16 protein-coding genes are annotated in these 20,885 nt (G+C 67.3%); 11 read left to right on the top strand and 5 right to left on the bottom strand.

The annotated features are described in order from the left end of the window. Positions 1-5 precede the first annotated feature (5 nt). The gene (locus AC1RRR_RS01490; RefSeq protein WP_492809956.1) at positions 6-746 is read left to right on the top strand and encodes a PP2C family protein-serine/threonine phosphatase; all 741 of its coding nucleotides are present in this window, start codon (positions 6-8) and stop codon (positions 744-746) included. Here AC1RRR_RS01490 and tagH read toward each other — a convergent pair. From tagH to AC1RRR_RS01475, 3 genes are read right to left on the bottom strand one after another with little or no spacing between them, the layout of a single operon-like run. Continuing rightward, positions 743-2,119, bottom strand: coding sequence for a type VI secretion system-associated FHA domain protein TagH (gene tagH / locus AC1RRR_RS01485; protein WP_492809954.1), 1,377 nt, complete (start codon positions 2,117-2,119; stop codon positions 743-745). The genes AC1RRR_RS01490 and tagH overlap by 4 nt on opposite strands. After that, positions 2,116-2,673 (bottom strand): DUF6931 family protein, encoded by a 558-nt coding sequence (locus AC1RRR_RS01480; protein ID WP_492809953.1) that lies wholly within the window; start codon positions 2,671-2,673, stop codon positions 2,116-2,118. The genes tagH and AC1RRR_RS01480 overlap by 4 nt, the downstream gene beginning before the upstream one ends. 7 nt (positions 2,674-2,680) lie before the next feature. Further along, on the bottom strand, positions 2,681-4,645 hold the full coding sequence (locus AC1RRR_RS01475; RefSeq protein WP_492809951.1) for a type VI secretion system Vgr family protein: 1,965 nt from the start codon (positions 4,643-4,645) through the stop codon (positions 2,681-2,683). A gap of 199 nt (positions 4,646-4,844) precedes the next feature. On the opposite strand from AC1RRR_RS01475, the gene AC1RRR_RS01470 reads away from it, so the two are divergent. From AC1RRR_RS01470 to AC1RRR_RS01425, 10 genes are all read left to right on the top strand, one after another. Then, entirely contained in the window at positions 4,845-5,858 is a 1,014-nt protein-coding gene (locus tag AC1RRR_RS01470; RefSeq protein WP_492809950.1) for a type VI secretion system protein TssA, read from the top strand. Between the two features lie 86 nt (positions 5,859-5,944). Then, complete coding sequence (tssB, locus tag AC1RRR_RS01465) at positions 5,945-6,475, top strand: type VI secretion system contractile sheath small subunit (protein ID WP_492809949.1); 531 nt, start codon at positions 5,945-5,947, stop codon at positions 6,473-6,475. Positions 6,476-6,492: 17 nt separating this feature from the next. After that, entirely contained in the window at positions 6,493-7,986 is a 1,494-nt protein-coding gene (gene tssC / locus AC1RRR_RS01460; RefSeq protein ID WP_492809947.1) for a type VI secretion system contractile sheath large subunit, read from the top strand. A 35-nt stretch (positions 7,987-8,021) separates the two neighbouring features. Beyond that, the gene (locus tag AC1RRR_RS01455; RefSeq protein ID WP_492809946.1) at positions 8,022-8,504 is read left to right on the top strand and encodes an Hcp family type VI secretion system effector; all 483 of its coding nucleotides are present in this window, start codon (positions 8,022-8,024) and stop codon (positions 8,502-8,504) included. Positions 8,505-8,532: 28 nt separating this feature from the next. Further along, complete coding sequence (locus tag AC1RRR_RS01450) at positions 8,533-9,333, top strand: type VI secretion system accessory protein TagJ (protein WP_492809945.1); 801 nt, start codon at positions 8,533-8,535, stop codon at positions 9,331-9,333. Next, complete coding sequence (tssE, locus tag AC1RRR_RS01445) at positions 9,333-9,866, top strand: type VI secretion system baseplate subunit TssE (protein WP_492809943.1); 534 nt, start codon at positions 9,333-9,335, stop codon at positions 9,864-9,866. The genes AC1RRR_RS01450 and tssE overlap by 1 nt, the downstream gene beginning before the upstream one ends. Before the next feature lie 3 nt (positions 9,867-9,869). Beyond that, entirely contained in the window at positions 9,870-11,735 is a 1,866-nt protein-coding gene (tssF, locus tag AC1RRR_RS01440) for a type VI secretion system baseplate subunit TssF (RefSeq protein WP_492809942.1), read from the top strand. Beyond that, entirely contained in the window at positions 11,699-12,766 is a 1,068-nt protein-coding gene (gene tssG / locus AC1RRR_RS01435) for a type VI secretion system baseplate subunit TssG (RefSeq protein ID WP_492809941.1), read from the top strand. The genes tssF and tssG overlap by 37 nt, the downstream gene beginning before the upstream one ends. Further along, positions 12,763-15,453: a type VI secretion system ATPase TssH gene (tssH, locus tag AC1RRR_RS01430; RefSeq protein ID WP_492809940.1), complete on the top strand. Its 2,691-nt coding sequence runs from the start codon at positions 12,763-12,765 to the stop codon at positions 15,451-15,453. Before tssG ends, tssH begins: the two co-directional genes overlap by 4 nt. A 2-nt stretch (positions 15,454-15,455) precedes the next feature. Next, positions 15,456-18,176, top strand: a complete 2,721-nt coding sequence (locus AC1RRR_RS01425) for a serine/threonine-protein kinase (RefSeq protein WP_492809939.1) — start codon at positions 15,456-15,458, stop codon at positions 18,174-18,176. 348 nt (positions 18,177-18,524) lie between these two features. On the opposite strand, the gene AC1RRR_RS01420 is transcribed toward AC1RRR_RS01425, so the two are convergent. Together AC1RRR_RS01420 and AC1RRR_RS01415 are read right to left on the bottom strand one after the other, a co-directional pair. After that, positions 18,525-19,277 carry an SDR family oxidoreductase gene (locus AC1RRR_RS01420; RefSeq protein WP_492809937.1) on the bottom strand — a complete coding sequence of 251 codons (753 nt, stop codon included), beginning with the start codon at positions 19,275-19,277 and terminating at the stop codon, positions 18,525-18,527. Positions 19,278-19,404: 127 nt separating this feature from the next. Next, positions 19,405-20,826 carry an MFS transporter gene (locus AC1RRR_RS01415; protein WP_492809935.1) on the bottom strand — a complete coding sequence of 474 codons (1,422 nt, stop codon included), beginning with the start codon at positions 20,824-20,826 and terminating at the stop codon, positions 19,405-19,407. Between the last annotated feature and the right edge of the window lie 59 nt (positions 20,827-20,885).

The raw sequence follows: 20,885 nt of genomic DNA, 5'->3' as shown, positions 1-20,885 counted from the left end.
CTGTCATGGACGACGGAAACCTGCGGTTCCGCGACGCCGTTCTCACCCACCCGGGCCGAGTGCGCAGCGACAACGAGGACAACGTCCTCGCGCGTCCCGACGAGGGCTTGTGGGTCGTGGCCGACGGCATGGGAGGCCATGCCAACGGCAAGTGGTCGTCGAGGACCATCGTCAATGCGCTGGAAGCCGCCATCCTGCCCGCCGACTTCGACGCGGCGTCCGAGGCGGCCGCGGCGGCCGTGCACAAAGCCAACGAGCGGATCTGGCTGAAGGCTGGCGGCCAGCCCATGGGCTCGACTGTGGTGGTGCTGCTTCTGCGCGGCCAGCGCTTCGCGGTCTTCTGGGCGGGCGACAGCCGCTGCTACCTGCTGCGCGCCGGCAAGCTCTACCAGCTGACCGTCGACCATTCACAGGTCCAGGAGATGGTCGCCGCCGGACGCCTGACGCAGGAGGAAGCCGAAAACCATCCCATGGCCCACGTGCTATCGCGCGCCGTCGGCGTCGGACCGCGCCTGGAACTGGACGCGGTGTCGGATGAGGCCCGGATCGGCGACGTTTTCCTAGTTTGCAGCGACGGCCTGACCCGCGTGATCCCGGACGACGAACTGGCGGCGATCCTGACCCGCGGCAATCCCGGCGCCATGGTCGACACCTTGGTCGCCACCTGCCTAGAACGCGGCGCACCGGACAATGTGAGCGTGGCGGTAGTGGCCTGCGACGAGACCACCTTGCTGGCCCTGGCCTAGCCTCGGGACGCCCTGCTGGCCTTCCCCTTCATGTCGGCGGCGATCCGCTCATAGGCGTCGCGGAACTCCTTGGCGAAGACTTCCATGAAGGCTTCGTCCGATCCGCGCGTGACCCCCTCGAACTCCCGCTCATAGGCTTGCCATAGCGCGGCGTCGCGCGCGCTGGGCAGGATCTTGGCCAACAGTCCCTTGTTCTCGGCGCGACCGCGGATCGCCGACGGGGAGAAGCGATCCAGCGTCGCGGCCAGCGCGCCCTGCATGGCCGACAGCGTCGCCATCTGGTGGGCCTGAAGGTCGCGGAAGGCGTCCTCCACCGCCCGATCGGAGGGCATGAAGCCACGATCCGGCCGGTTCAGCATCTGGGCCAAAGCCCGGTCGGCCGAGCGCGTGAACTTCAGCGGATTGTTGCCGTCGAACTCCAGGGCCGTACCCTGGGCGCCCAGCTGGGCCTTCGCCCGGGCGCGGGCTTCCAGCATGACGACCAGCCCGCCCATCAACCGCCGCAACAGCCCGCCGGCGGTCGCCAGCACCTGCTGCGGGGACTCACGGAAGTCCTCGGGCTGCAGACCCGCCCCGCCCAGGAAGGCGTTCCAGTCGCCGCCGCCCGCGGACGAAGGCGGCGGCGCGCGCGGCGGGATCGGCGCCTCGGCGGCGGGAGCCTGGACCGGCGTCGAGGGGGCGGTCGTCCTGTGATCCCAGCCGGGCGTCGGCGTGGTGACGGGCGTCGGCGCGAAACCACGATCCCAGTCCACCTCGTTGGTCACCGCCAGTCGGCCCCAGACATCGTCGGCCGTCGGCGCGGCGGGCGCCCGTGGCTCGCTGGACCAGGCCGAGGGCGGCGGCGCCTGAGGCGCTTCGGCCGCCCAGGCGGAGGCCGGCTGTGGCTCGGCCTGCATGCGCGGCGGCGCCCAGGCGCCCGAGGCGGCGCCCTGCCCTGTGATCGCGGCCCTAGCCGCGGGCTGGTCCCAGCGCCCCGGATCGCCCACGACCTCGCGGCCACCGTGACTGTCCCACCCGCTCCAGGCGAGGGGATCGCGCGCTGCGTCGTTGGCCACGGCCTGGTTTAGCCGGGCTTCGATCTCGTAGTGGCCGATCAGGATCACGTCGCCGTCGTCGATGCGGTGCGGCGCCGCGAGCCGCGTGGTCGATCGGTTGACGAAGGTGCCGTTGGTGCTGCGGTCGACCAGCACATAGCCGCTGTCGCGATATTCGATCTCGCAATGCGAGGAAGAGATGTAGCTGCGCGGGTCCGGCAGACACCAGTCCATATGCGGCGAGCGCCCGATTCTGGCCCCGTGACGGTCCAGGGTGAGCTGCGCCGCCTCGCCGTTGTCGAGTCGATCCAGGGACTTGATGGTCAGGACAAGGGTCATTGAAGAGCGTCTTCGCTGCCGACGGCCAGAGCGTCGCCCAGCGCGAGGGCGGCGCGCAAGCCTTCCTGTCGACGACCGCTACGGGTCACGGCCGTCAGCACCGCCCCGGCCGCGAAGGCGCCCAAGGCGTCCTTGGGCGCCGGCAGCGGTTCGAGGTCCGGCGGGGCCAGCGATCCGCCCGAGAAGAACACCGCCAGGGCGCACATCCGCTGCGCGCTGACGCTGCTGGCGGCTTCCGCCGCATCGTACGCCGCGCGTCGGCGACTATCGCTGGGGTCGCGCAGCCACTGCTGCGCCGCATCCAGGGCGGCGGCGTCGCGCGGCGCCAGGTCCGGAGGCGAGAGCTCGCGCACCGTCCTGACGGCCCAGGCCACGACCTCATAACGCGGCAAGGCCTGGCCCAGGAACAGGACCGCATCATCGTCCCGGCCTTCCTCGCGCAAACGATCGAAGACGGCCTCCGGCGGCTCCTGGTCATGCTCCGACACGGGCCATTCCAGGATCGCGGTGACTTGGCCCGCCTCCGTCCAGCGAACCTGTTTCCAGCGTTTCATGCGGGTCCTAGTTGATCTTGACCATGCCGCCCGTGACCGTGGTCATGGTTGTGCCGTTGACCTCGGTCTTCTTGCTCGTGACCCTCTGCACGACCTTGGCGTCACTGACGATCGTCAGCGAATCCAGGGTGATGCTGGAGGGATCCATCGTGATCGTGCTCTTGCCGACCTTCAGGGTGATGCTCGTGGCCGCGGTGATGGTCACCGCGCCCTTGTCGACGGTGACCGAATAATCGCCCGACCGGATGGTCGTTGCATCATTCTTCTCGATCGTCGTCGTGCGCTTGCCCGCGCTGACCTCGTGGGTCTGGTCGCCGGTCTCGACGGTCGTGGTCTCGTTTCGCTTGACCGCCGTCACCCGGTCGCGCCCCACCCGCGTGGCGCGGTCGCGCTGGACCGTCAGCTTGTCGTCCAGCAGGACGTCGCGCACCATCTCACGCTGGGCGTGGATGTAGATCTCCTCGGAGCCGCCCTTGTCCTCCAGGCGGATCTCGTTGAACCCGATGCTGTTGGGCGCCGGCGTTTTCTCGGCCCCGCCGTAGTCGCCCAGCTTGCCGACGGTCTGACTCTTCCACAGCGAGCGGGTCTTGTCGCTCGGCAGGCCGTAGGCGTGTTTGCGAGCGCCGTTGTAGACGCGGCCGGTGATGATCGGTCGGTCCGGGTCGCCATTGAGGAAGTCGACGATAACCTCCTGGCCGACACGTGGATGATCGACATTGCCAAAGCCTTCGCCCGCGGCGTGGTGCGAGACGCGCATCCAGCAGGAGGTCTTGCCTGGCTGGTCGGGCGAGCGGTCCCAATGGAACCGGACCTTCACCCGGCCCCATTCGTCGACGTAGATCACCTCGCCGGGCGGTCCGGTGACCGTCGCGGTCTCCACCCCCGTGGACACCGGCTTGGCGGCCGTCAGCGGCGGGCGGAACAGGGTCTCGCCGGGGATGGCGATGACGTTGACGCGCCGCGCCTGGCGGTCATCGCCGCTGCGATGGCTTTCGGCCTCGATCACGTGGTTCAGACCAGTGATCAGATATTCCTGATTGAAGCGATCGACTCCCGCCTCGGTCAGCGTGAACAGGCCGCCGCAGGCCAGGCCCAGCACGTCGCCGCCGCCCGTATAGAGCCGGCGCGGCGCGCGGCTGGCGGCCAGGCGCGACTTGCCGCGCGTCTCGCCGTCGGATTGCTCGGTGAAGTCGCCGAGGTATTCGTAGACCTCCAGGGCGTCGCCGGGATGCTGTTCGGCGCTGTTGGCCACCGCCTCGACCGGGTTTTGCGGCTTGGTGAAATCGAAACTGCGCAGGGTCACCTTGGCCTGGCTGACCGAGCTGATGCGCTCGTTCCATTCCGACAGGGTGTCGGGCGTGGTCGCCTCGTCGCCGGACACGGGCAGGAAGCGGATGGTCTCATAGCCCGGCGTGGGCTGGTGCGCCGACTTGCCGTCACAGAGCACCAGCTTGTGGGCCGCCTCCTCATGCCGGAAATAGTAGTAGACACCCTCGTCCTCGAAGAGGCGCGACAGGAAGTTGAAGTCGCTCTCCTTGTACTGAACGCAGTACTCGCGAGGCTTGTACGCGCCGGTGAGCTTGTCGAACTCGACATCCTTCATACCGGCGTCGGCGAAGACCTGCTTGGCGATGTCGATGATGCTCTTGTCCTGGAAGATCCGGTAGTTCCGGTTCTGGTCGAGCAGGGCGAACCATGGCTTCACCGTCAAACGGTAGTGCGCGCCGCTGATATCGACCTTGATCAGGACGGCGTCCGTCAACAACCCATGGAAGTAGCGGACGTGATCCATCTCGTCGCCGACGTCGAACGAGACCGGTTTTCCGACATGCGGCAGGAAGTCGATTTCGTCGCTCGAAAAACCTTCAGCAATAATGGTGAATGGCTCACTCAGACGCTCAAGGCACTCAAAACGCTCAAGGTTAAGCTTAGCCGTACCAAGCGAGACAGATATGGCCGCCTGCCGATCCATTAATCGCTCCTGTTACTAAGCTTTACCGTACGATTATCGCGGTTATTCAGCTAGGTGTAGCTGCTAAATATCAAATCTCAACCAGATGCACTTGCCAAACCCGTTTCTTTGGCCACACTTCGCGCCACCCGTCGACGCCCAATCTCTCAAGCCGAGGTTGAGGAATTCCGGGTTCGGAACAACGGCAGCGGCTTCGAACATGGCGCTTGATCTCGGTCGACTGTTGGCGCCGGTCTCCGACGAGGACCCTACCGGTCCCGACCTCGCCTACGACCCGGGGCGCTACGAAATTGAGCAGGCATTTGAAACGGAGGTCTCGATCGACGCTTCGGGCGTCGAGAGCCAGCCCTCCGAGGTCGACTGGCGCACGATCGTCGACCGCATCGTCGAGCAGAGCGACAGGACCAAGGACCTGTGGCTGGCAGCCTATCTGTGTCGCGCCGGCGCCCGCGCCGGTCAGCTCGAGACGGTCGAGTTGGGCGCGCGCAACCTTTCGGGTCTGCTGGAGGCCTACTGGCCCAGCGTGCATCCCAGACTGGAGGATTACGGCTTCCAGGGCCGCAAGGGGCCCTGCGACTCCCTGGTCAGCCAGGCGCAGTTTCTGGCGCCGCTGCGCAAGATCACCCTGATCAATCATCCACGCCTTGGCCGCTACTCGATCGACGACTTCGAACGGTTCCGCTTGAGAGGTGAAAGCGAGGAAGGCTATGGAATGTTCCGCGCCGCCCTCGAGGATTTGCACTACGAGGGCCTGGACGAGATCGTCGAGCGCCTGGACACGATCGCGGACAACCTCCGGCGCGCCGACTTGGTGCTGACGTCCAACGCCGACGAGGCGGGCGGGACCAACTTCAAGGCCGCCTATGAGGCCCTGGGGCAGATGCGTCGCGCCATCCAGGCCTTCAGCCCCGAGCCCGTCGCGCAAGAGGCCTCGGAACCACCCGTGCAGCCGCACGTTGCACCGTCAAGCTTTTCAAATGTCGCCGCGACGGCGGCGCGGATCGAGACCCGGGACGATGTCATCCGGGCCCTCGATGCGCTCAGCGACTACTACCAACGCAAAGAGCCGGGACATCCGATCCTGACCTTGATGCGCCGCGCGAGGGAGTGGGTGGGTCAGGATTTCATGACGATCCTAGAAGATATCGCCCCCGGCAGTCTCGATGAGGCGCGCTCAGTTCTACAATCGCGAAAGCAACGCGAACAGTCTTGAAATATTATTAGAACGTCGCTTGACATCTTCATGAGATCGAACAAGCCTTTAATATCCACGTAAGCTCTAATTACGGGTGACTAATCATGGCGTCAAATAAAGGCGGGCAGCGGTTTATCAAAGAGAACCGCGCTCCTCGCGTCCACATCGAGTACGAGGTCGAAACCTTCGGCTCGCGCCAGAAGATTGAGTTGCCGTTCGTGGTCGGCGTGATGTCCGACCTGTCGGGCAAGTCCAACGTCGAGAAGAAGCCGATGGACAAGCGCGACTTCGTCGAATTCGACATGGACAACTTCGAACAGAAGATGGAGGCGATCGCCCCGCGCGCCGCCTTCACGGTCGAAAACACCCTGACGGGCGAGGGCAAGATCGGCGTCGATCTGACCTTCAAGTCCATGGAGGACTTCTCGCCTGGTCAGGTGGCCAAGAACGTCCCGGCCTTGGCCAAACTGCTCGAGGCCCGCCAGCAGCTCAACGACCTGATGCTCTACATGGACGGCAAGGACGGCGCCCAGGACCTGCTCGACAAGGTCCTGAAGGACGCCGAGCTGATGAAGGCGCTGGCCGCGGCCAAGCCGCCCGCCGACGCCGACAAAGCCGCAGACAGCAACGCGTAAGGCCAGGGAGCCCCTCGATGGCAGAGACCCTTCAACAGACGGTCGCCCCGGTCGCCGACGAGACCGTCACGGTCGACGACTTCACCGCGCTGCTGCAGCGCGAGTTCAAGCCCAACACCGACGCCAAGCAGGCGCGGATCGAAGAGGCTGTCCGGACGCTGGCCCAGCAGGCGCTGGTCGACACCCAGGTCATCGGCGGCGACGTCTTCTCGACCGTCGACGCCCTGAAGGCGGCGATCGATCGCAAGCTGACCGAGCAGGTCAACAAGATCATCCACAACGCCGAGTTCCAGAAGCTGGAGTCCGCCTGGCGCGGCCTCTGGTATCTGGTCGGCAACACCCCGACGGGCAAGGACCTGAAGGTCCGCGTGCTCAACGTGTCGAAGGACGAGACCCGCAAGATGCTGCGGCAGTTCCGCGACGCGGCCTGGGACCAGAGCCCGCTGTTCAAGAAGATCTACGAGGCAGAGTTCGGCCAGCTGGGCGGCCAGCCGTATGGCGCGTTCATCTGCGACTACGCGTTCGATCACACCGCCCCCGACATCGAGGTGATGAAGGGTCTGGCCAAGATCGGCGCCGCGGCGCACGCCCCGTTCATCGCGGCGGCGGACTCCGAACTGCTGGGCATGCAGAGCTGGCAGGAGCTGGCCAATCCGCGTGACATCGCTAAGCAGTTCGACGCCACCGACTACATGGCGTGGCGCTCGTTCCGCAATTCGAACGACAGCCGCTACATGGCGCTGACCCTGCCCCGTTTCCTGGGCCGCCCCCTGTACGGCGCCAACAGCGAACCGGTCGAGGAGTTCGCCTTCGAGGAGGACACCGACGGCGGCCAGCACGACAACTATCTGTGGCTGAACGCGTCCTATGCGCTGGGCGTGCGGATCACCGAGGCCTTCAAGACCTACGGCTGGTGCACGCGCATCCGGGGCGTGGAGTCCGGCGGCACGGTCGAGGACCTGCCGACGGCGATGTTCCCGACCGACGACGGCGCCCTGGACGCCAAGTGCCCGACCGAGATCGCCATCTCGGACCGGCGCGAGGCCGAGCTGTCCAAGGCCGGGCTGATGGCCCTGGTCCATCGCAAGAACACCGACCAGGCCACCTTCATCGGCGCCCAGACCCTGCACGCTCCCAAGGCGTACGAGGACGCGGACGCCACGGCCAGCGCCAACCTTTCGGCCCGCCTGCCCTACATCTTCGCCAGCTGCCGCTTCGCCCACTACCTGAAGTGCATGGTGCGCGACTGGATCGGCAGCAGCCGCGAGGCCCCCGCCCTGACCAGCGATCTCCAGTCCTGGATCATGCAGTACGTGGACATGCAGCCCGACTTCTCGACCGAAGAGGACAAGGCCCGCAAGCCCCTGAAATCCGCCTCGGTGGATGTCATCCCCGACCCGGAAAACCCGGGCTACTACCGCGGCGTCTTCCGCATGGTGCCGCACTACCAACTCGAGGGGATGGACGTTTCGCTCAGCATGGTTTCGCGTCTCCCCAAGAGCGCGACCTAGTCATCAGTAATCATTTCTCGTGAGGAGAGCGCCTTATGGCCGTGGATATGTTCCTGAAACTTGAAGGCATCAGTGGCGAGTCCAAGGACAGCACCCACAAAGGAGAGATCGACGTCCTGGCCTGGAGCTGGGGCATGACGAACTCGGGCACCGCCCATGTCGGCGGCGGCGCCGGCGCCGGCAAGGTCAATGTTCAGGATCTCTCGTTCACGAAGTATGTCGATCTGGCTTCGGCCCCGCTGATGCTGGCCGCCGCCAACGGCAAGCACATCAGCAAGGCCACCCTGGTGGTCCGCAAGGCGGGCGAGAACCCGCTGGAATACATCACGCTCACCATGACCGACGTGCTGGTGACCTCGGTCTCGACCGGCGGCAGCGGCGGTGAGGACCGTCTCACCGAGAACGTCTCGCTGAACTTCTCCAAGGTCGAGGTCTCGTACAAGGAGCAGTCGCAGGCGGGCAAGGCCGCCGGCACCGGCGACTTCAAGTGGGATATCGCGGGCAACGTGAAGTTCTAAACGGCTCGCGCCGGTTTTCGGCGAGATCATGAAATCAATGACGATGAACGCCGACGACCTGCTGCGTGCCGGTGATCTGGACGGCGCGCGCAAGGCCCTTGTCGAAAGGGTCAAGCGCGCGCCGGACGACCAGCCGGCCCGCATGTTTCTGTTCCAGTTCTTCTGCATCCTGGGTGAGTGGGACAAGGCGCTGGCTCAGCTGAAGGCCCTGGCCCAGCTGTCGCCCGAAGCCCAGATGCTGGTGGTCGCCTACAACACGGCGATCAAGGCCGAGCTCGAACGCGAGGAAGCCTTCGCCGGCCGCATCCCGCCCGCCCTGCTCGTCGGCGGCGAAGCTTGGACGAGCGATCTGGCCACCGCGCTGGGCGCCGCCATCCAGGGCCGGAACGACGAGGCCGAGGCCGCGCGCGATCGCGCCTTCGACGCCGCGCCCGACACCCCCGGACATTTCAACGACCAGCCCTTCGACTGGATCGCCGACGCCGACCCGCGTTTTGGCCCGTCGTTCGAGGCCTTCCTCCACGGCCACTGGGGACTGATCCCCTTCGAGGCCGTCGCCCAGATCACCAGCGAGGGTCCTCAGGACCTGCGCGATCTTGTCTGGCTGCCCGTCGAGATCGAATTCAAGACCGGGCGATCGGTCGGCGCCCTGCTCCCGGCTCGCTATCCTGGAACACCCCGCGAAGCGGACGCCAGCCTGCTGCTGTCACGCGCCACGGACTGGCGAGACGGCCCGCTGGGCGCCTGGGCCGTCGGCCAGAAGCTATGGTCGCTGGGCGGCGACGACGAGGTCGGCGTCCTGGCCCTGCGCCGTCTGGTGCTGGCATAATGGCGACACGGATCAACCCCACCCTGTTCGACAAGCTGGTCGCCGACCTCGACATCGAAGGCGTGCGCGACGATCCCAAGATCGAGACCGGCCAGGTCAGCCGCGCGTCCACGTTGCGGCTCTATCCGATCATGAAGCTGGAGCGTTTCAACGAGTCCGCCTTGCGGGCGACGGTGCTGCGCGAACTGAACTGGATCCTCAACACCACGCACCTGGGCTCGGTCCAGAACCTCAAGGCCTACCCCGAAGTGGCGACCTCGGTGTTGAACTATGGCGTGCCGGACATGGCAGGCAAGCTGCTGCAGCGCGGCGCGATCCAGGCCCGCGCTCGCGAGATCAAGGAAGGCATCCGCCGCTACGAGCCGCGTATCGCGCCGCGGCGACTGGAGGTCACGGCCGCCACCGCCGCCGCCAAACCCAACGCGGTCACCTTCGTCATCCGCGCCGACGTCACCAGCGCCGTGAAGGCCCTGCCGGTGGAGTTCAAGACGGACGTGGAAATCGACACCGGCTCGGCGACCCTGCGGGAGTAGCGCATGGATCCCCGACTGCTCAGGGCCTACAACGAAGAGCTGCTCTATCTCCGCGAAACGGCGAAGGAGTTCGGCGAGGAATACGAGTCCGTCGCCGGCCGCCTGGGCCTGAACGCCCCGGCCGACACCGACCCCTATGTCGAGCGCCTGCTGGAGGGCGTCGCCTTCCTCGGGGCCCGGGTGAAGCTGAAGCTGCAGGACCAGTTCCCGGACTTCACCCAGCATCTGCTGAACGCCATCCAACCGCATTACCTGGCGCCGACGCCGTCGATGTGCGTTGTGGCGCTGGAGCCGCGCGAGGGCGATCATGCGATCGCCGCGGGCTTCAAGGTGCCGCGGTTGACCGAGATGTCGGCCACCGGCCGCGACGATGCGGCCACGCCCGTGACCTTCCGCACCGGCCAGGACGTCACCCTCTGGCCCCTTCGGATCACCGAAGCCGAGTACCTGCCGACCCGCGCGGCCGTCTCGGCCTATGCGGGGGCGGCCGGCGTGCGGGCCGAGGCCGGGCTGCGCCTGAAGTTCGCCGGCCTAGGCGGCATCCCGCTGTCGGCCTTCGCGCCGGACTCCCTGCCGATCTATCTCGACGGCTCCGAGCTGGTGCCGGGCGAGCTCTATCGACAGCTGATCGGCGACGCCGTGGCCATCGTCGCCCGTTCGGTGGAGTCCGCCGCCGGCGCCAAGGCCTGGGTCAAGCTGCCGGTCGCCGAGCAGCATGGCTTCGAGGAGGAGTGCGCCCTGCTGCCCAATGGCCGCCGGTCGTTCCGGGGGTACCGGATCCTCTCCGAATATTTCGCCTGTCCCGAGCGCTTCCTGTTCGTGCGCCTGCGCGAGCTGGGCAAGGCCTTCGCTGGCTGCCAGGGCGAGTGCGAGGTCGTGCTGCTGTTCAACCGCTCGGCCAGCGCCCTGGCCGGGGCGGTGTCGCCGGCCAACTTCCGGCTCTTCGCCACGCCGGCCATCAATCTGTTCGAGAAACAGCTCGACCGCGTCGCGATCAACGAGTTCGACCACGAGCACCAGCTGATGGCCGACCGCACCCGGCCGCTGGATTTCGAGGTCTATCGCGTTCTGGACGTTACCGCCTATTCGCAGAAGAACGGGGACGCCCGCCCGGTCGCGCCGCTGCACGCGTTCGGCAGCCTGCTCTACGACTGGAGCGAGGCGCTGTTCTACATCACGCGCCTGCGCCACCGACGCCTGTCAACCAAGGAGCAGCGGCTGCGCCGCCGCGCCGACTATCTGGGCACCGAGACCTGGATCAGCCTGGTCGCGCCGGGCGAGCCCAGGCGGCTGGAGAGCGTCTACGAGCTGGGCGTCCGGGCCTTGGTCACCAACCGCGAGCTGGCCGAGAACCTGCGCGTGGGCGGGATCACCGACTTCCGGATCAGCGGCGTGCCGGTCAAGGCCGCAACGATCGTCCGTGCGCCAACCAAGCCGCGTCCGCCTATGGGCATCAGCGATGGGGCCTGGCGGGTCATCGGTCACCTGACCCCTAACTATGCCGCCTTCGCGCTCGACAATGACGACGACCCTTCGGTGCTGCGCGATCACCTGGCGCTGTACGGCCGCACCGACGATCCGCACCTGCGTCGCCAGATCGACGGCGTGCTGGCGGTGCGCTCCGAACCCGTGACGCGGCGGGTTCCAGGCGCCGGGCGCAGCGCCTTCGCCCGTGGCCAGCGCCTGCGCGTGAAGCTGGACGACGCGCCCTTCGAGAACGGGCGGATGTTCCTGTTCTCGGCGGTGCTGGAGCGCTTTCTCGGCGAATTCGCCACCGTCAACGCCTTCACCGAAAGCGTCTTCGACAGCCCCCAGGAAGGAACCTTCGCGCAATGGCCCCCGAGAATGGGCGAACGTCGGAACATCTAGACTTTCTCCGCCGGGCGGCGGGGCAGGCGCGGCGGTTCGGCCTGTTCGGGCTTCTGCGCGCGGCGGAGTCGCGCGCCGTGGACCTGCCGCGGATCGGCGACGCCCGCCTGCCCTCTCAGAACCTGGTCGACCTGGCCCAGACCCCGGCCCTGGGGTTTCCGGGATCGACACTGGACAGCATCACGGTCAAAGGCGGCCGCACCCGGGTCCAGGGCTACTGGTTCGGCCTGACCGGGCCGATGGGTCCACTGCCCCTGCACATGACCGAGTTCGCGCACTATGAGCGCCGCTACGCCAAGAACCATCCGTTCGGCCGGTTCCTGGACGTCATCGCCGGGCGCATGCTGCAGTTCTTCTACCGCGCCTGGGCCGAGTCCAATCCGGCCGCCAATGCTGACCGTCCGCGCGATGATCGCTTCGCCTCGTACCTGGCGGCCCTGACCGGCGCGACCGACGGCGTGCGCGAGGACGCGGCGTTTCCGGCCCGCGCGCGTCTCTACTATGCGGGCCTCTACGCCTCGCGGCGCAGCGCGGCGGGGATCGAGGACGCGGTCGCCGACCTGGTGGGCTCGCCGGTGCGCCTGATCGAGTACCAGCCCCGCTGGCGCGACATCGAGGTCGCGGACCAGACGCGCCTCGGCGGCGCATTCAGCCAGCTGGGCGGCGATGCGGTCTGCGGTCGCCGCGTCAGCACGATCACCGACGCCTACCGCATCGCCGTCCACGTCGACACCTATCGCGACTACGAGGACCTGATGCCCGGCGGTCCGCGCTTTGCCGTCGTGGCCGAAGCGCTGGATTCGTTCGCCCCTTCCCACCTGGAGTGGGACCTGGAGGTCGAGGTCAGCGAGGCGGCGATGCGCCCCACCGCCTTGGACGGCCGCGCGCGCCTGGGCTGGACCAGTTGGATGAACCCGCCGCTCGGCTGCAGCCCCCGCGCGGAGACCCGCCTGGGCCCCAGCGCCCGTCGGATCGCTCGCAGCGCCCGAAACGCCGCCAAGAGCACCATAGTCACAAGAGGTGTCGCATGACCGAGATCAACCGCTCCGCGCTGTTCGGTCGCCTCAGCCCCACGGGCCTCAAGAGCATCGAGACGGCCACGGGCTTCTGCAAGCTTCGGGGCAATCCGTATGTCGAGCTAGCGCACTGGATCCACGTCCTGCTGCAGGACCCGCGCAACGATGTCGGGGCCATCCGCATCCGTTTCGGCCTGGACGAGGTCAAGCTGGTCCGCGACGTGGTCGCCGCCCTGGACGCCCTGCCCCGTGGCGCCACGGCGATCTCCGACTTCTCGCCGCAGATCGAGGAGGCCATCGAGAAGGGCTGGCTCTACGCTTCGCTGATGTTCCAGGCCGGCAAGGTCCGCACGGGCCACCTGCTGTTCGGGATGCTGAAGACCCCAACGCTGCGCAACGCCCTGTTCTCGATCTCGACCGAGTTTCGCAAGATCGCGCCCGACGCCCTGGCCGATGGCTACGATCAGATCGTCGCTGGCTCGGCCGAGGTGGGCGGCGCGCCGGTCGCTGAGAGCGCGGCGGAGCCTTCCGGCGCATCGGTCGGGTCGTTCGCCGGCGGCGAGACCCTGGCCAAGTACTCGGTCGACCTCACCGAGAGAGCCCGCACGGGCGAGATCGACGCGATCGTCGGCCGCGATGCCGAGATCCGCCAGGTCATCGACATCCTGCTGCGCCGTCGCCAGAACAACCCGATCCTCACCGGCGAGGCCGGCGTCGGCAAGACGGCCGTGGTCGAAGGCCTGGCCCGCCGCATCGTCGACGGCGACGTGCCGCCGGCGCTGAAGGACGTCACCCTGCGCGCGCTGGACATCGGCCTGCTGCAGGCCGGCGCCGGCGTGAAGGGCGAGTTCGAGAAACGCCTTCGGCAGGTGATCGACGAGGTGGAGTCCTCGCCCAAGCCGATCATCCTGTTCATCGATGAGGCCCACACCCTGATCGGGGCCGGCGGCCAGGCCGGCTCAGGCGATGCGGCCAATCTGCTCAAGCCCGCCCTGGCGCGCGGACGCCTGCGCACGATCGCGGCCACCACGTGGTCCGAGTACCGGCAGTATATTGAGAAGGACCCGGCCCTGACCCGCCGCTTCCAGACCGTCAATGTCGGCGAACCGGAGACCAATATCGCCGTCTCGATGCTGCGTTCGGTGGCGCCGGCCATGGAGAAGCACCATCAGGTCGTGATCCTGGACGAGGCCGTCGAGGCCGCCGTGAAGCTGTCGCAGCGCTACGTCCCGGCCAGGCAGCTGCCCGACAAGGCCGTCAGCCTGCTCGACACCGCCGGCGCCCGCGTCGCAGTCTCGCAGCACGCGACGCCCGCCGCGGTGGAGAACCGCCGCCGCCGCGTCCAGCTGCTGAACGTCGAGCTGGAGATCGCGACCCGCGAAGCCGAGGGCCACTACACCGACGACGGTCGCTTGACCCGGCTGAAGGACGAAATCGTCACCGCCCAGTCCGAACTCGATCTGATCGAGACCCAATGGGCCGCCGAGCAGGACGCGATCGGCAAGCTGAAGGAAGCCCGTCACGCCCTGGCCGAAGCCAAGGTCGCCGACGCGCCCGACCTCGCCGACCGCAAGGCCGCGCTAGACTCGGCCCTGCGCGCGGTCACCGCCGTGCAGGGCGACAGTCCGATGGTCTTCGCGGAGGTCGACGCCGACGCCGTCGCGGCCGTGGTCGGCGACTGGACCGGCATCCCGGTGGGCCGGATGGTCAAGGACGAGATCGCCTCGGTCCTGACCCTGGCCGACCAGCTCAAGCGCCGGGTGGTCGGCCAGGATCACGCGATGGACGCCATCGCCAAGCGCATCCAGACCAGCCGCGCCAAGCTAGACAATCCCAACAAGCCGGTCGGCGTCTTCATGCTGGCCGGCCCCTCGGGCGTCGGCAAGACCGAGACAGCACACGCCCTCGCCGAACTGCTCTATTCGGGCGACGACAGCCTGATCGTCATCAATATGAGCGAATTCCAGGAGGCCCACACCGTCTCGACCCTGAAGGGCGCGCCAGCCGGCTATGTCGGCTACGGGCAAGGCGGGGTCCTGACCGAGGCGGTGCGTCGCCGCCCCTACTCCGTGGTGCTGCTCGACGAGGTTGAGAAGGCCCACCCGGACGTCCACGAGATGTTCTTCCAGGTCTTCGACAAGGGCTACATGGACGACTCCGAAGGTCGCCATATTGACTTCAAGAACACCCTGATCCTGCTGACCTCCAATGTCGGCTCCGACCTGATCGCCTCGCTGTCCGAGGACGAGGAAATGAAACCCGAGGCCGAGCCCCTGGCCCAGGCCCTGCGGCCGGAGTTGCTAAAGGTCTTCCCGTCCGCGCTGCTGGGCCGCCTGATCGTGCTGCCTTACTATCCGCTGTCGCCCGCCATGCTGGAAGGCATCGTCCGCCTGCAGCTCGACCGCATCAAGAACCGGATCGCCGAGAACCACGGCATCGTCTTCGCCTACGACCAGACGGTCACGGCGCTGATCGTCTCGCGCTGCACCGAGGTGGCGTCGGGCGGCCGGATGATTGACGCCATCCTGACCAACACCATGCTGCCCGAATTGTCGGTCGTCCTGCTGGAGCGGCAGATGGCCGGCGAAGAAATAGCGAAGATTACCGTCTCGGTTGAGAACTCAACCTTCACCTACGCGTTCGAACAGGTGGAAGCGTCACCGCAGAGCGACGCCACTCTGATCCAGGAAGCCGTGGCCTGAGTATGTCCGACGATCCCGCTGACGATGTGGCCTCGACCACCGGCTTCACCCAATCCTCATTGGGCAAGCGCGGCGCGCGAAAAGCTGGACGGCAGGGTATCCTCCCGATCGGCTTCGTCCTGAACGGCATCTACGAGGTCAAGCGCTTCATCGCCCGGGGCGGCATGGGCGAGGTCTACGAGGGCGTCAACGTCAACGCCGACGAGCGTGTGGCGATCAAGGTCATCCTGCCTCACCTGGCCGCCGACCCGAAGGTCCAGGCCCTGTTCCGCAAGGAGGCCAAGACCCTCATCAGCCTGGCGCACCCGGCCCTTGTCCAGTATCGCGTGCTGGCCCGCGAGCCGCGGAAGGACCTGCTCTACATCGTCACCGACTATATCGATGGCGCGCCGCTCACCCAGCTGATCGGCAAGGGTCCTCCGCCCGCCACGACGGAGTTGGTGCGCCTGACGCGACGCCTGGCCGAGGGGCTCGAGGCCGCCCACAGCCACGGTGCCATCCACCGTGACATCTCTCCGGAAAACATCCTGCTGCCCGACGGCGCGCTCAACCGCGCCAAGATCATCGACTTCGGCATCGCCAAGAGCATGGAGATCGGCGCCCAGACCGTGGTGGGAGACGGGTTCGCGGGCAAGCTGGGCTATGTCGCGCCCGAACAGTTCGGCGATTTCGGCCGTCGTGTCGGCCCCTGGACCGACGTCTACAGCCTGGGCCTGGTGGCCCTCGCCCTGGCCGGCGGCAAGGCGCCCGACATGGGCGCGACCCTGGTCGACGCGATCGACCGTCGCCGGGCCGGTCCGGATATCGATGCGGTGCCGGCGATCCTGCGGCCGCTGTTCGCCCGGATGCTGAGCCCCGATCCCAGCAACCGCCCCCAGACCATGGCTGAGCTGATCGCGGCCCTCGACGCTTTGGACCTGTCGAACGAGCCGTCGACGCCTTCCACGCCGTCCTGGGTCCCCGCCAGCGACGCCCTGGCGTCGGACCTGGCGGCGGACAGCGAACGGACGGTCGTGCACTTCGGGACCGAGCCGCCGTCGTGGTTCAGCGCCGAACCGCGCGCGGAAGAGACCACGCCGCCGATCGTCGCCAGTCCCGATATCGCCGATCCCGACATCCCACTCGAAACGCCTGAAGAGCCGGCGCAGGGGCGCACGGTCTTCGCGCCCTCGCCGCTTCCACAAGCTCCCAAGACGACCGAACCGCCGCTCCCCGAGCGCACCGTCTTCTCGGCCGCGCCCGAGCCGGAGATCGAACCCGCCCCTGCGATCGAAGACGAGGCGGAAGTCGCGTCCGACATCGGTGACGTCGGCGCTCCCTCGCACGACGAAGGGGGGCGGATCGAGACCCCCGCGTCGGTGGAGACCGACGATGACGACGACGCCGTCTCGCCCGCTCCCCCCGCTATGGACTTCGCCTACGGCTCGGGCCCGGACAAGACCGAGACGGTCTCGCCGTCATCAGCGCCTTCGCCCGCCCGCGCTCGCCCGAGCGGCAAGCTGATCGCGATCGGCGCGGTGGCCGCCGTGGTCGTCGCCGGCGTCGGCATCACCATCCTGTCGTCGCAGAGCAAGGGCCGATTGCCCACCGCCGCGACCTCGACCACCCAGGCCCCGCCCGCCTCTCCGGACGTCCTCCAGGCCGAACAGGCGATCGCCGCCGCGCTGCCGAGCATCCCGTGTTCGTGGCTGACCGTGGGACACGGCCAGACCGGCGACGGCTCGACCGTCATCCAGGTCTCCGGCGCGGCCGGTGATCCCACGGCCGTGAACCGCGCGGTGGCGTCAGCCTCCCGTCGCGCCGGCGCGTCGGGCCTGCGGGTCGATTCCACCGGCGTCCTGGCGGCGGACCAGGCCGCCTGCCCCCTGCTCGACGCGGCGCGCGGCGCGCGCGACTCCAAGGCCATCGCCGCGCCCGCCGTCATCGCCCTCCAGACACGCTTCGAGATCGACCGGGGCATACAGGGCTGCCCCAGGGGCCTGTGGGCGCAGCCTGTCATCAACATCACGCCCGATCCGTCGAAAAACTACAGCCTGGTCGCGGTCCAACCTTCCGGTCGCCTGGAGCAGTTCGCCGCCAGCCGCGAGCAGCTGGACAGGCTCGCCGCCCGCAACCCCAATCTCTATCAGGACCTGGGAAACGGCCGTCATCGCGTCTCGATGTGCCTGAGCGAGCCGGGCCTGGCCGGGCTGCTGATGGTCGAGGGCGCGGGCCCCTTCGACCTCGGTCTCCGCGCGGGCGTCGCCGCGAAGCCGCCGCGGGACTTCGCCCAGCGCCTGGGCGAGCTCGCCAAGTCCAAAGGCTGGACGATGCAGATGGCCTGGTTCCAGCTCGCCAACGATCAGCCGGACCAGCCAGACCTCCCGGCCGTCGACCCCGCCACGCTGCGCGCCCAGAAGCTGGCCGAGGCCGCGCAGAAGGCCGCCGCCGCCGAGGCCGCCGCGAATGCCGCCGCGCCGGTGGTGGCCGCGCCGCCGCCGGAGCCCGAGAAGCTTCCCGCCGACCACGTGGCCTGTCGTCGCTTTGCCGGCGGGGCCTGGGAAGAACTGGGCTATGCGCCCCGCGCGACGTGCGTCGACCGCGTGTTCGCCGGACGCTGCGACGTCCAGACGGGCCGCTCAGGCGACATCGAATTGCGCCGAAGTGGCGACAGCCTCCAGGCCAAGACAGGCAAGGGTTTCCGCAAGTGGCAGAATGTCGGCAAGTCGGACTGCAAGGGGTAGCGCGCGGCGCGGATATCGGAGTCGGAGGGTCACGCCCTCCCCTCCCCGGCTGATCCGAAGGTCCATATCCCCGGCAGGGCAGCGCCAGGAGCGGACGTTGGCACGACTCCGGAAATGCGACCTTCATCGAGAACGCGATCTCGAGCAAAGGTGATCTACGCGCTCGATGAGTCGACGACCTCGCAGGCAACGAAAGCACCGCAACATCTCGCTGTGCGTCGTGTAGAGCCACGGCAACTGTGCATGGATGGCGGGGATGCGGATCCAGCGGTAAGCGCTTGGACTGGACGTGCCTCTCGCACCCCTCGTGTGCTAGCGCGCAGGGCTCGTCTCCCCTCGCGGGGCAACTCAAGCGCTTATACCGCCATCAACAAGGATGCCCGAACCGGTAACGTAGGCAGCGCCAGGCCCGGCGAGGAAGGTGACGGCTTCAGCGACTTCTCTCGCCTGACCATAGCGGGCAATCGACAGGCTCGGGAGGATGGCCGGCGCCAGAGCGCCATCGGCGGGGTTCATGTCGGTGTCGATCGGACCGGGGCGGACCAGATTGACGGTGATCTCCCGCGGTCCCAGTTCACGCGCAAGACCACGCGTGAAGCTTTCCAACGCCGATTTGGTGGCCGCGTAGACGGCTATGCCGGCGAACGGAACAGCCAGGCCCGCATTGCTGCCGATGCTGATGATGCGGCCGCCGTTCGGGATGTGCTTCAGCGCGGCTTGGGTGATCAGGAAGACGCCGCGCACATTGACGTTCAATTGCAGATCTATCTGCTCAAGCGGCTGCTCGGAAAAGTCACCCGCGAAGAGGACGCCGGCGTTATTGACCAGGATGTCGAGGCCACCGAGGTCGGCGACAGTCTGCTCCACCGCCGCCTTGGCGGCTTCACTGCTCGCGGCGTTGGCGTGGATGGCGACAGCCTTGCGACCCAGGGCGCGAAGCTCGGCGACGAGAGCCTCGGCCTTTGCCGCGGACTTTTCATAGGTGATGGCGACGTCTGCGCCATCCTCGGCCAGCTTCAGTGCTATGGCCGCACCTATGCCGCGGGCCGCACCGGTGACGAGCGCGCGTTTGCCCGCAAGACTAAGAGAGGCGACGTTCATATCGGTATTCCTGTGTGAAATTGTTTCTGCGGTGCTCTGGAAAGAGCGGGCTACCGGCCGCTGGCGTGGCGACGCATTGCGTCGACAGCGACGAAGACTTGAGCGAGGCCTGAACAGGTTGATCGGGTCATGGCCGGTCGCCGTTCCTGGGGACGGCAGGGCCGCTGGACAGCCATCCGGCGATCAGAAGACAGGCAGCGATCGCAAGGGCCGCGATGCTGTAGGCATGGCCGAAGGATCCAACGTCGGTCGCCGCTCCAAGCACCGAGAAGAACAATCCGCCGATCAAGGCGGCGGCCAGCGCCGCACTGATCTGGAACATCGAATTGACTAAGCCGGCCGCCAGTCCCGATCGCGTCTTGTCGATATTCCGAACAACGGTCTGGACGAGATTGGGAAGCGCGATCCCCTGCCCCACGCCGATGAAGAACAATGCGACGAACAGAAAGCGGGGAGCGCCGACTGAAATCAGAACCGCCGTGGCCGCCAAGCCCCCAGCTTGCACGCCCATTCCGGCGGCGGCCGCGTATCGCCCGAACACCTTGAGCACCCGCCCGCTGACAAAGGGGCCAAGAAAGAAGCCAGCAGCGGCCGGAAGGATCGCCAATCCGGCGGCGAGAGGCGTCCGGCCCAGCCCCCCTTGTTGGTAGATCGAAAATATCAGCCAGAAGGCCGCAACGACGTAGAAGAACAGGGCGGCAAGCAGCCCTCGCATGAGCCCGGGAGCGTGAAGTAGGCTTGGCGTCACGATCGGATCGCCACCGGCGATCTCCAGCTTTCGCTCAAATCGCCAGAACGCGAGCAAGAGCGGGGCGGCGGTGGCCAGCATGACGAGCGCCCATCGCGGCCACCCCTGCTCGCGACCTTCGATCAAAGGCGCGATGAGCGCAAAAAGACCAAGCGCGAGCAGAATGGCGCCACCGACGTCCAGCTTGCTGGGACGATCCGATCGCGTGTCCGTCACCAGGACAAGCGCCGCCGGCGCGGCGATCGCGATCACCGGCAGGTTGACGAGGAATATGCTTCGCCAGCCGAGACCGAAGATATCGAGCGCGATCAAGGCTCCGCCAAGAAACAGCCCCGCCATCGACGCTAGACCAAAGGTCATCGCATAGAGGCTCAGCGCCTTGGATTTTTCGTCTTCCGAAAAGATCGCATTGATCGAGGCCAGAGCCTGAGGGGCCATGATGGCGGCCGCCCCCCCCTGAAGGACGCGACCGACGATCAGAGCGTGGGCGGTCGACGCCCATCCGCATAAGGCCGATGAAGCCGCAAAGCCCGCCATGCCGATCAGAAAGATGTTTCGACGCCCGTAAAGGTCTCCCAGGCGGCCTCCGGTGACCAGCATCACCGCATAGGCCGTGGCGTAGCCCGAGATGATCAGCTGCATCATAGCCGCGGAGGCCTGCAGGTCCGCCTGGATCGACGGCAAGGCCACATTGACGATGAAGAAGTCCAGCGGAGGCAGAAGCGCCCCTGCCAGCAGGACGACCAGGGCGATCCATCTGCGAGGGTCGCGATGGGCGCCTGGGCCTTGGGCATGCTCCAAGTTCGTCTCCTTCCGGGTTGCCGGCGCCGCGCGACGGTTCCGCGGCGCCGCGGCTCCGC

The sequence above is a fragment of the Caulobacter sp. GW821-FHT12D05 genome (genome assembly GCF_058807295.1).
This window is presented reverse-complemented; position numbering and strand designations above follow the sequence as displayed.

Bases quoted from the DNA above. Each gene is read 5' to 3' on its own strand.
- AC1RRR_RS01490 (WP_492809956.1), top strand. From the start codon at position 6: ATGGACGACGGAAACCTGCGGTTCCGCGACGCCGTTCTCACCCACCCG.
- tagH (WP_492809954.1), bottom strand. From the start codon at position 2,119: ATGACCCTTGTCCTGACCATCAAGTCCCTGGATCGACTCGACAACGGC.
- AC1RRR_RS01480 (WP_492809953.1), bottom strand. From the start codon at position 2,673: ATGAAACGCTGGAAACAGGTTCGCTGGACGGAGGCGGGCCAAGTCACC.
- AC1RRR_RS01475 (WP_492809951.1), bottom strand. From the start codon at position 4,645: ATGGATCGGCAGGCGGCCATATCTGTCTCGCTTGGTACGGCTAAGCTT.
- AC1RRR_RS01470 (WP_492809950.1), top strand. From the start codon at position 4,845: ATGGCGCTTGATCTCGGTCGACTGTTGGCGCCGGTCTCCGACGAGGAC.
- tssB (WP_492809949.1), top strand. From the start codon at position 5,945: ATGGCGTCAAATAAAGGCGGGCAGCGGTTTATCAAAGAGAACCGCGCT.
- tssC (WP_492809947.1), top strand. From the start codon at position 6,493: ATGGCAGAGACCCTTCAACAGACGGTCGCCCCGGTCGCCGACGAGACC.
- AC1RRR_RS01455 (WP_492809946.1), top strand. From the start codon at position 8,022: ATGGCCGTGGATATGTTCCTGAAACTTGAAGGCATCAGTGGCGAGTCC.
- AC1RRR_RS01450 (WP_492809945.1), top strand. From the start codon at position 8,533: ATGAAATCAATGACGATGAACGCCGACGACCTGCTGCGTGCCGGTGAT.
- tssE (WP_492809943.1), top strand. From the start codon at position 9,333: ATGGCGACACGGATCAACCCCACCCTGTTCGACAAGCTGGTCGCCGAC.
- tssF (WP_492809942.1), top strand. From the start codon at position 9,870: ATGGATCCCCGACTGCTCAGGGCCTACAACGAAGAGCTGCTCTATCTC.
- tssG (WP_492809941.1), top strand. From the start codon at position 11,699: ATGGCCCCCGAGAATGGGCGAACGTCGGAACATCTAGACTTTCTCCGC.
- tssH (WP_492809940.1), top strand. From the start codon at position 12,763: ATGACCGAGATCAACCGCTCCGCGCTGTTCGGTCGCCTCAGCCCCACG.
- AC1RRR_RS01425 (WP_492809939.1), top strand. From the start codon at position 15,456: ATGTCCGACGATCCCGCTGACGATGTGGCCTCGACCACCGGCTTCACC.
- AC1RRR_RS01420 (WP_492809937.1), bottom strand. From the start codon at position 19,277: ATGAACGTCGCCTCTCTTAGTCTTGCGGGCAAACGCGCGCTCGTCACC.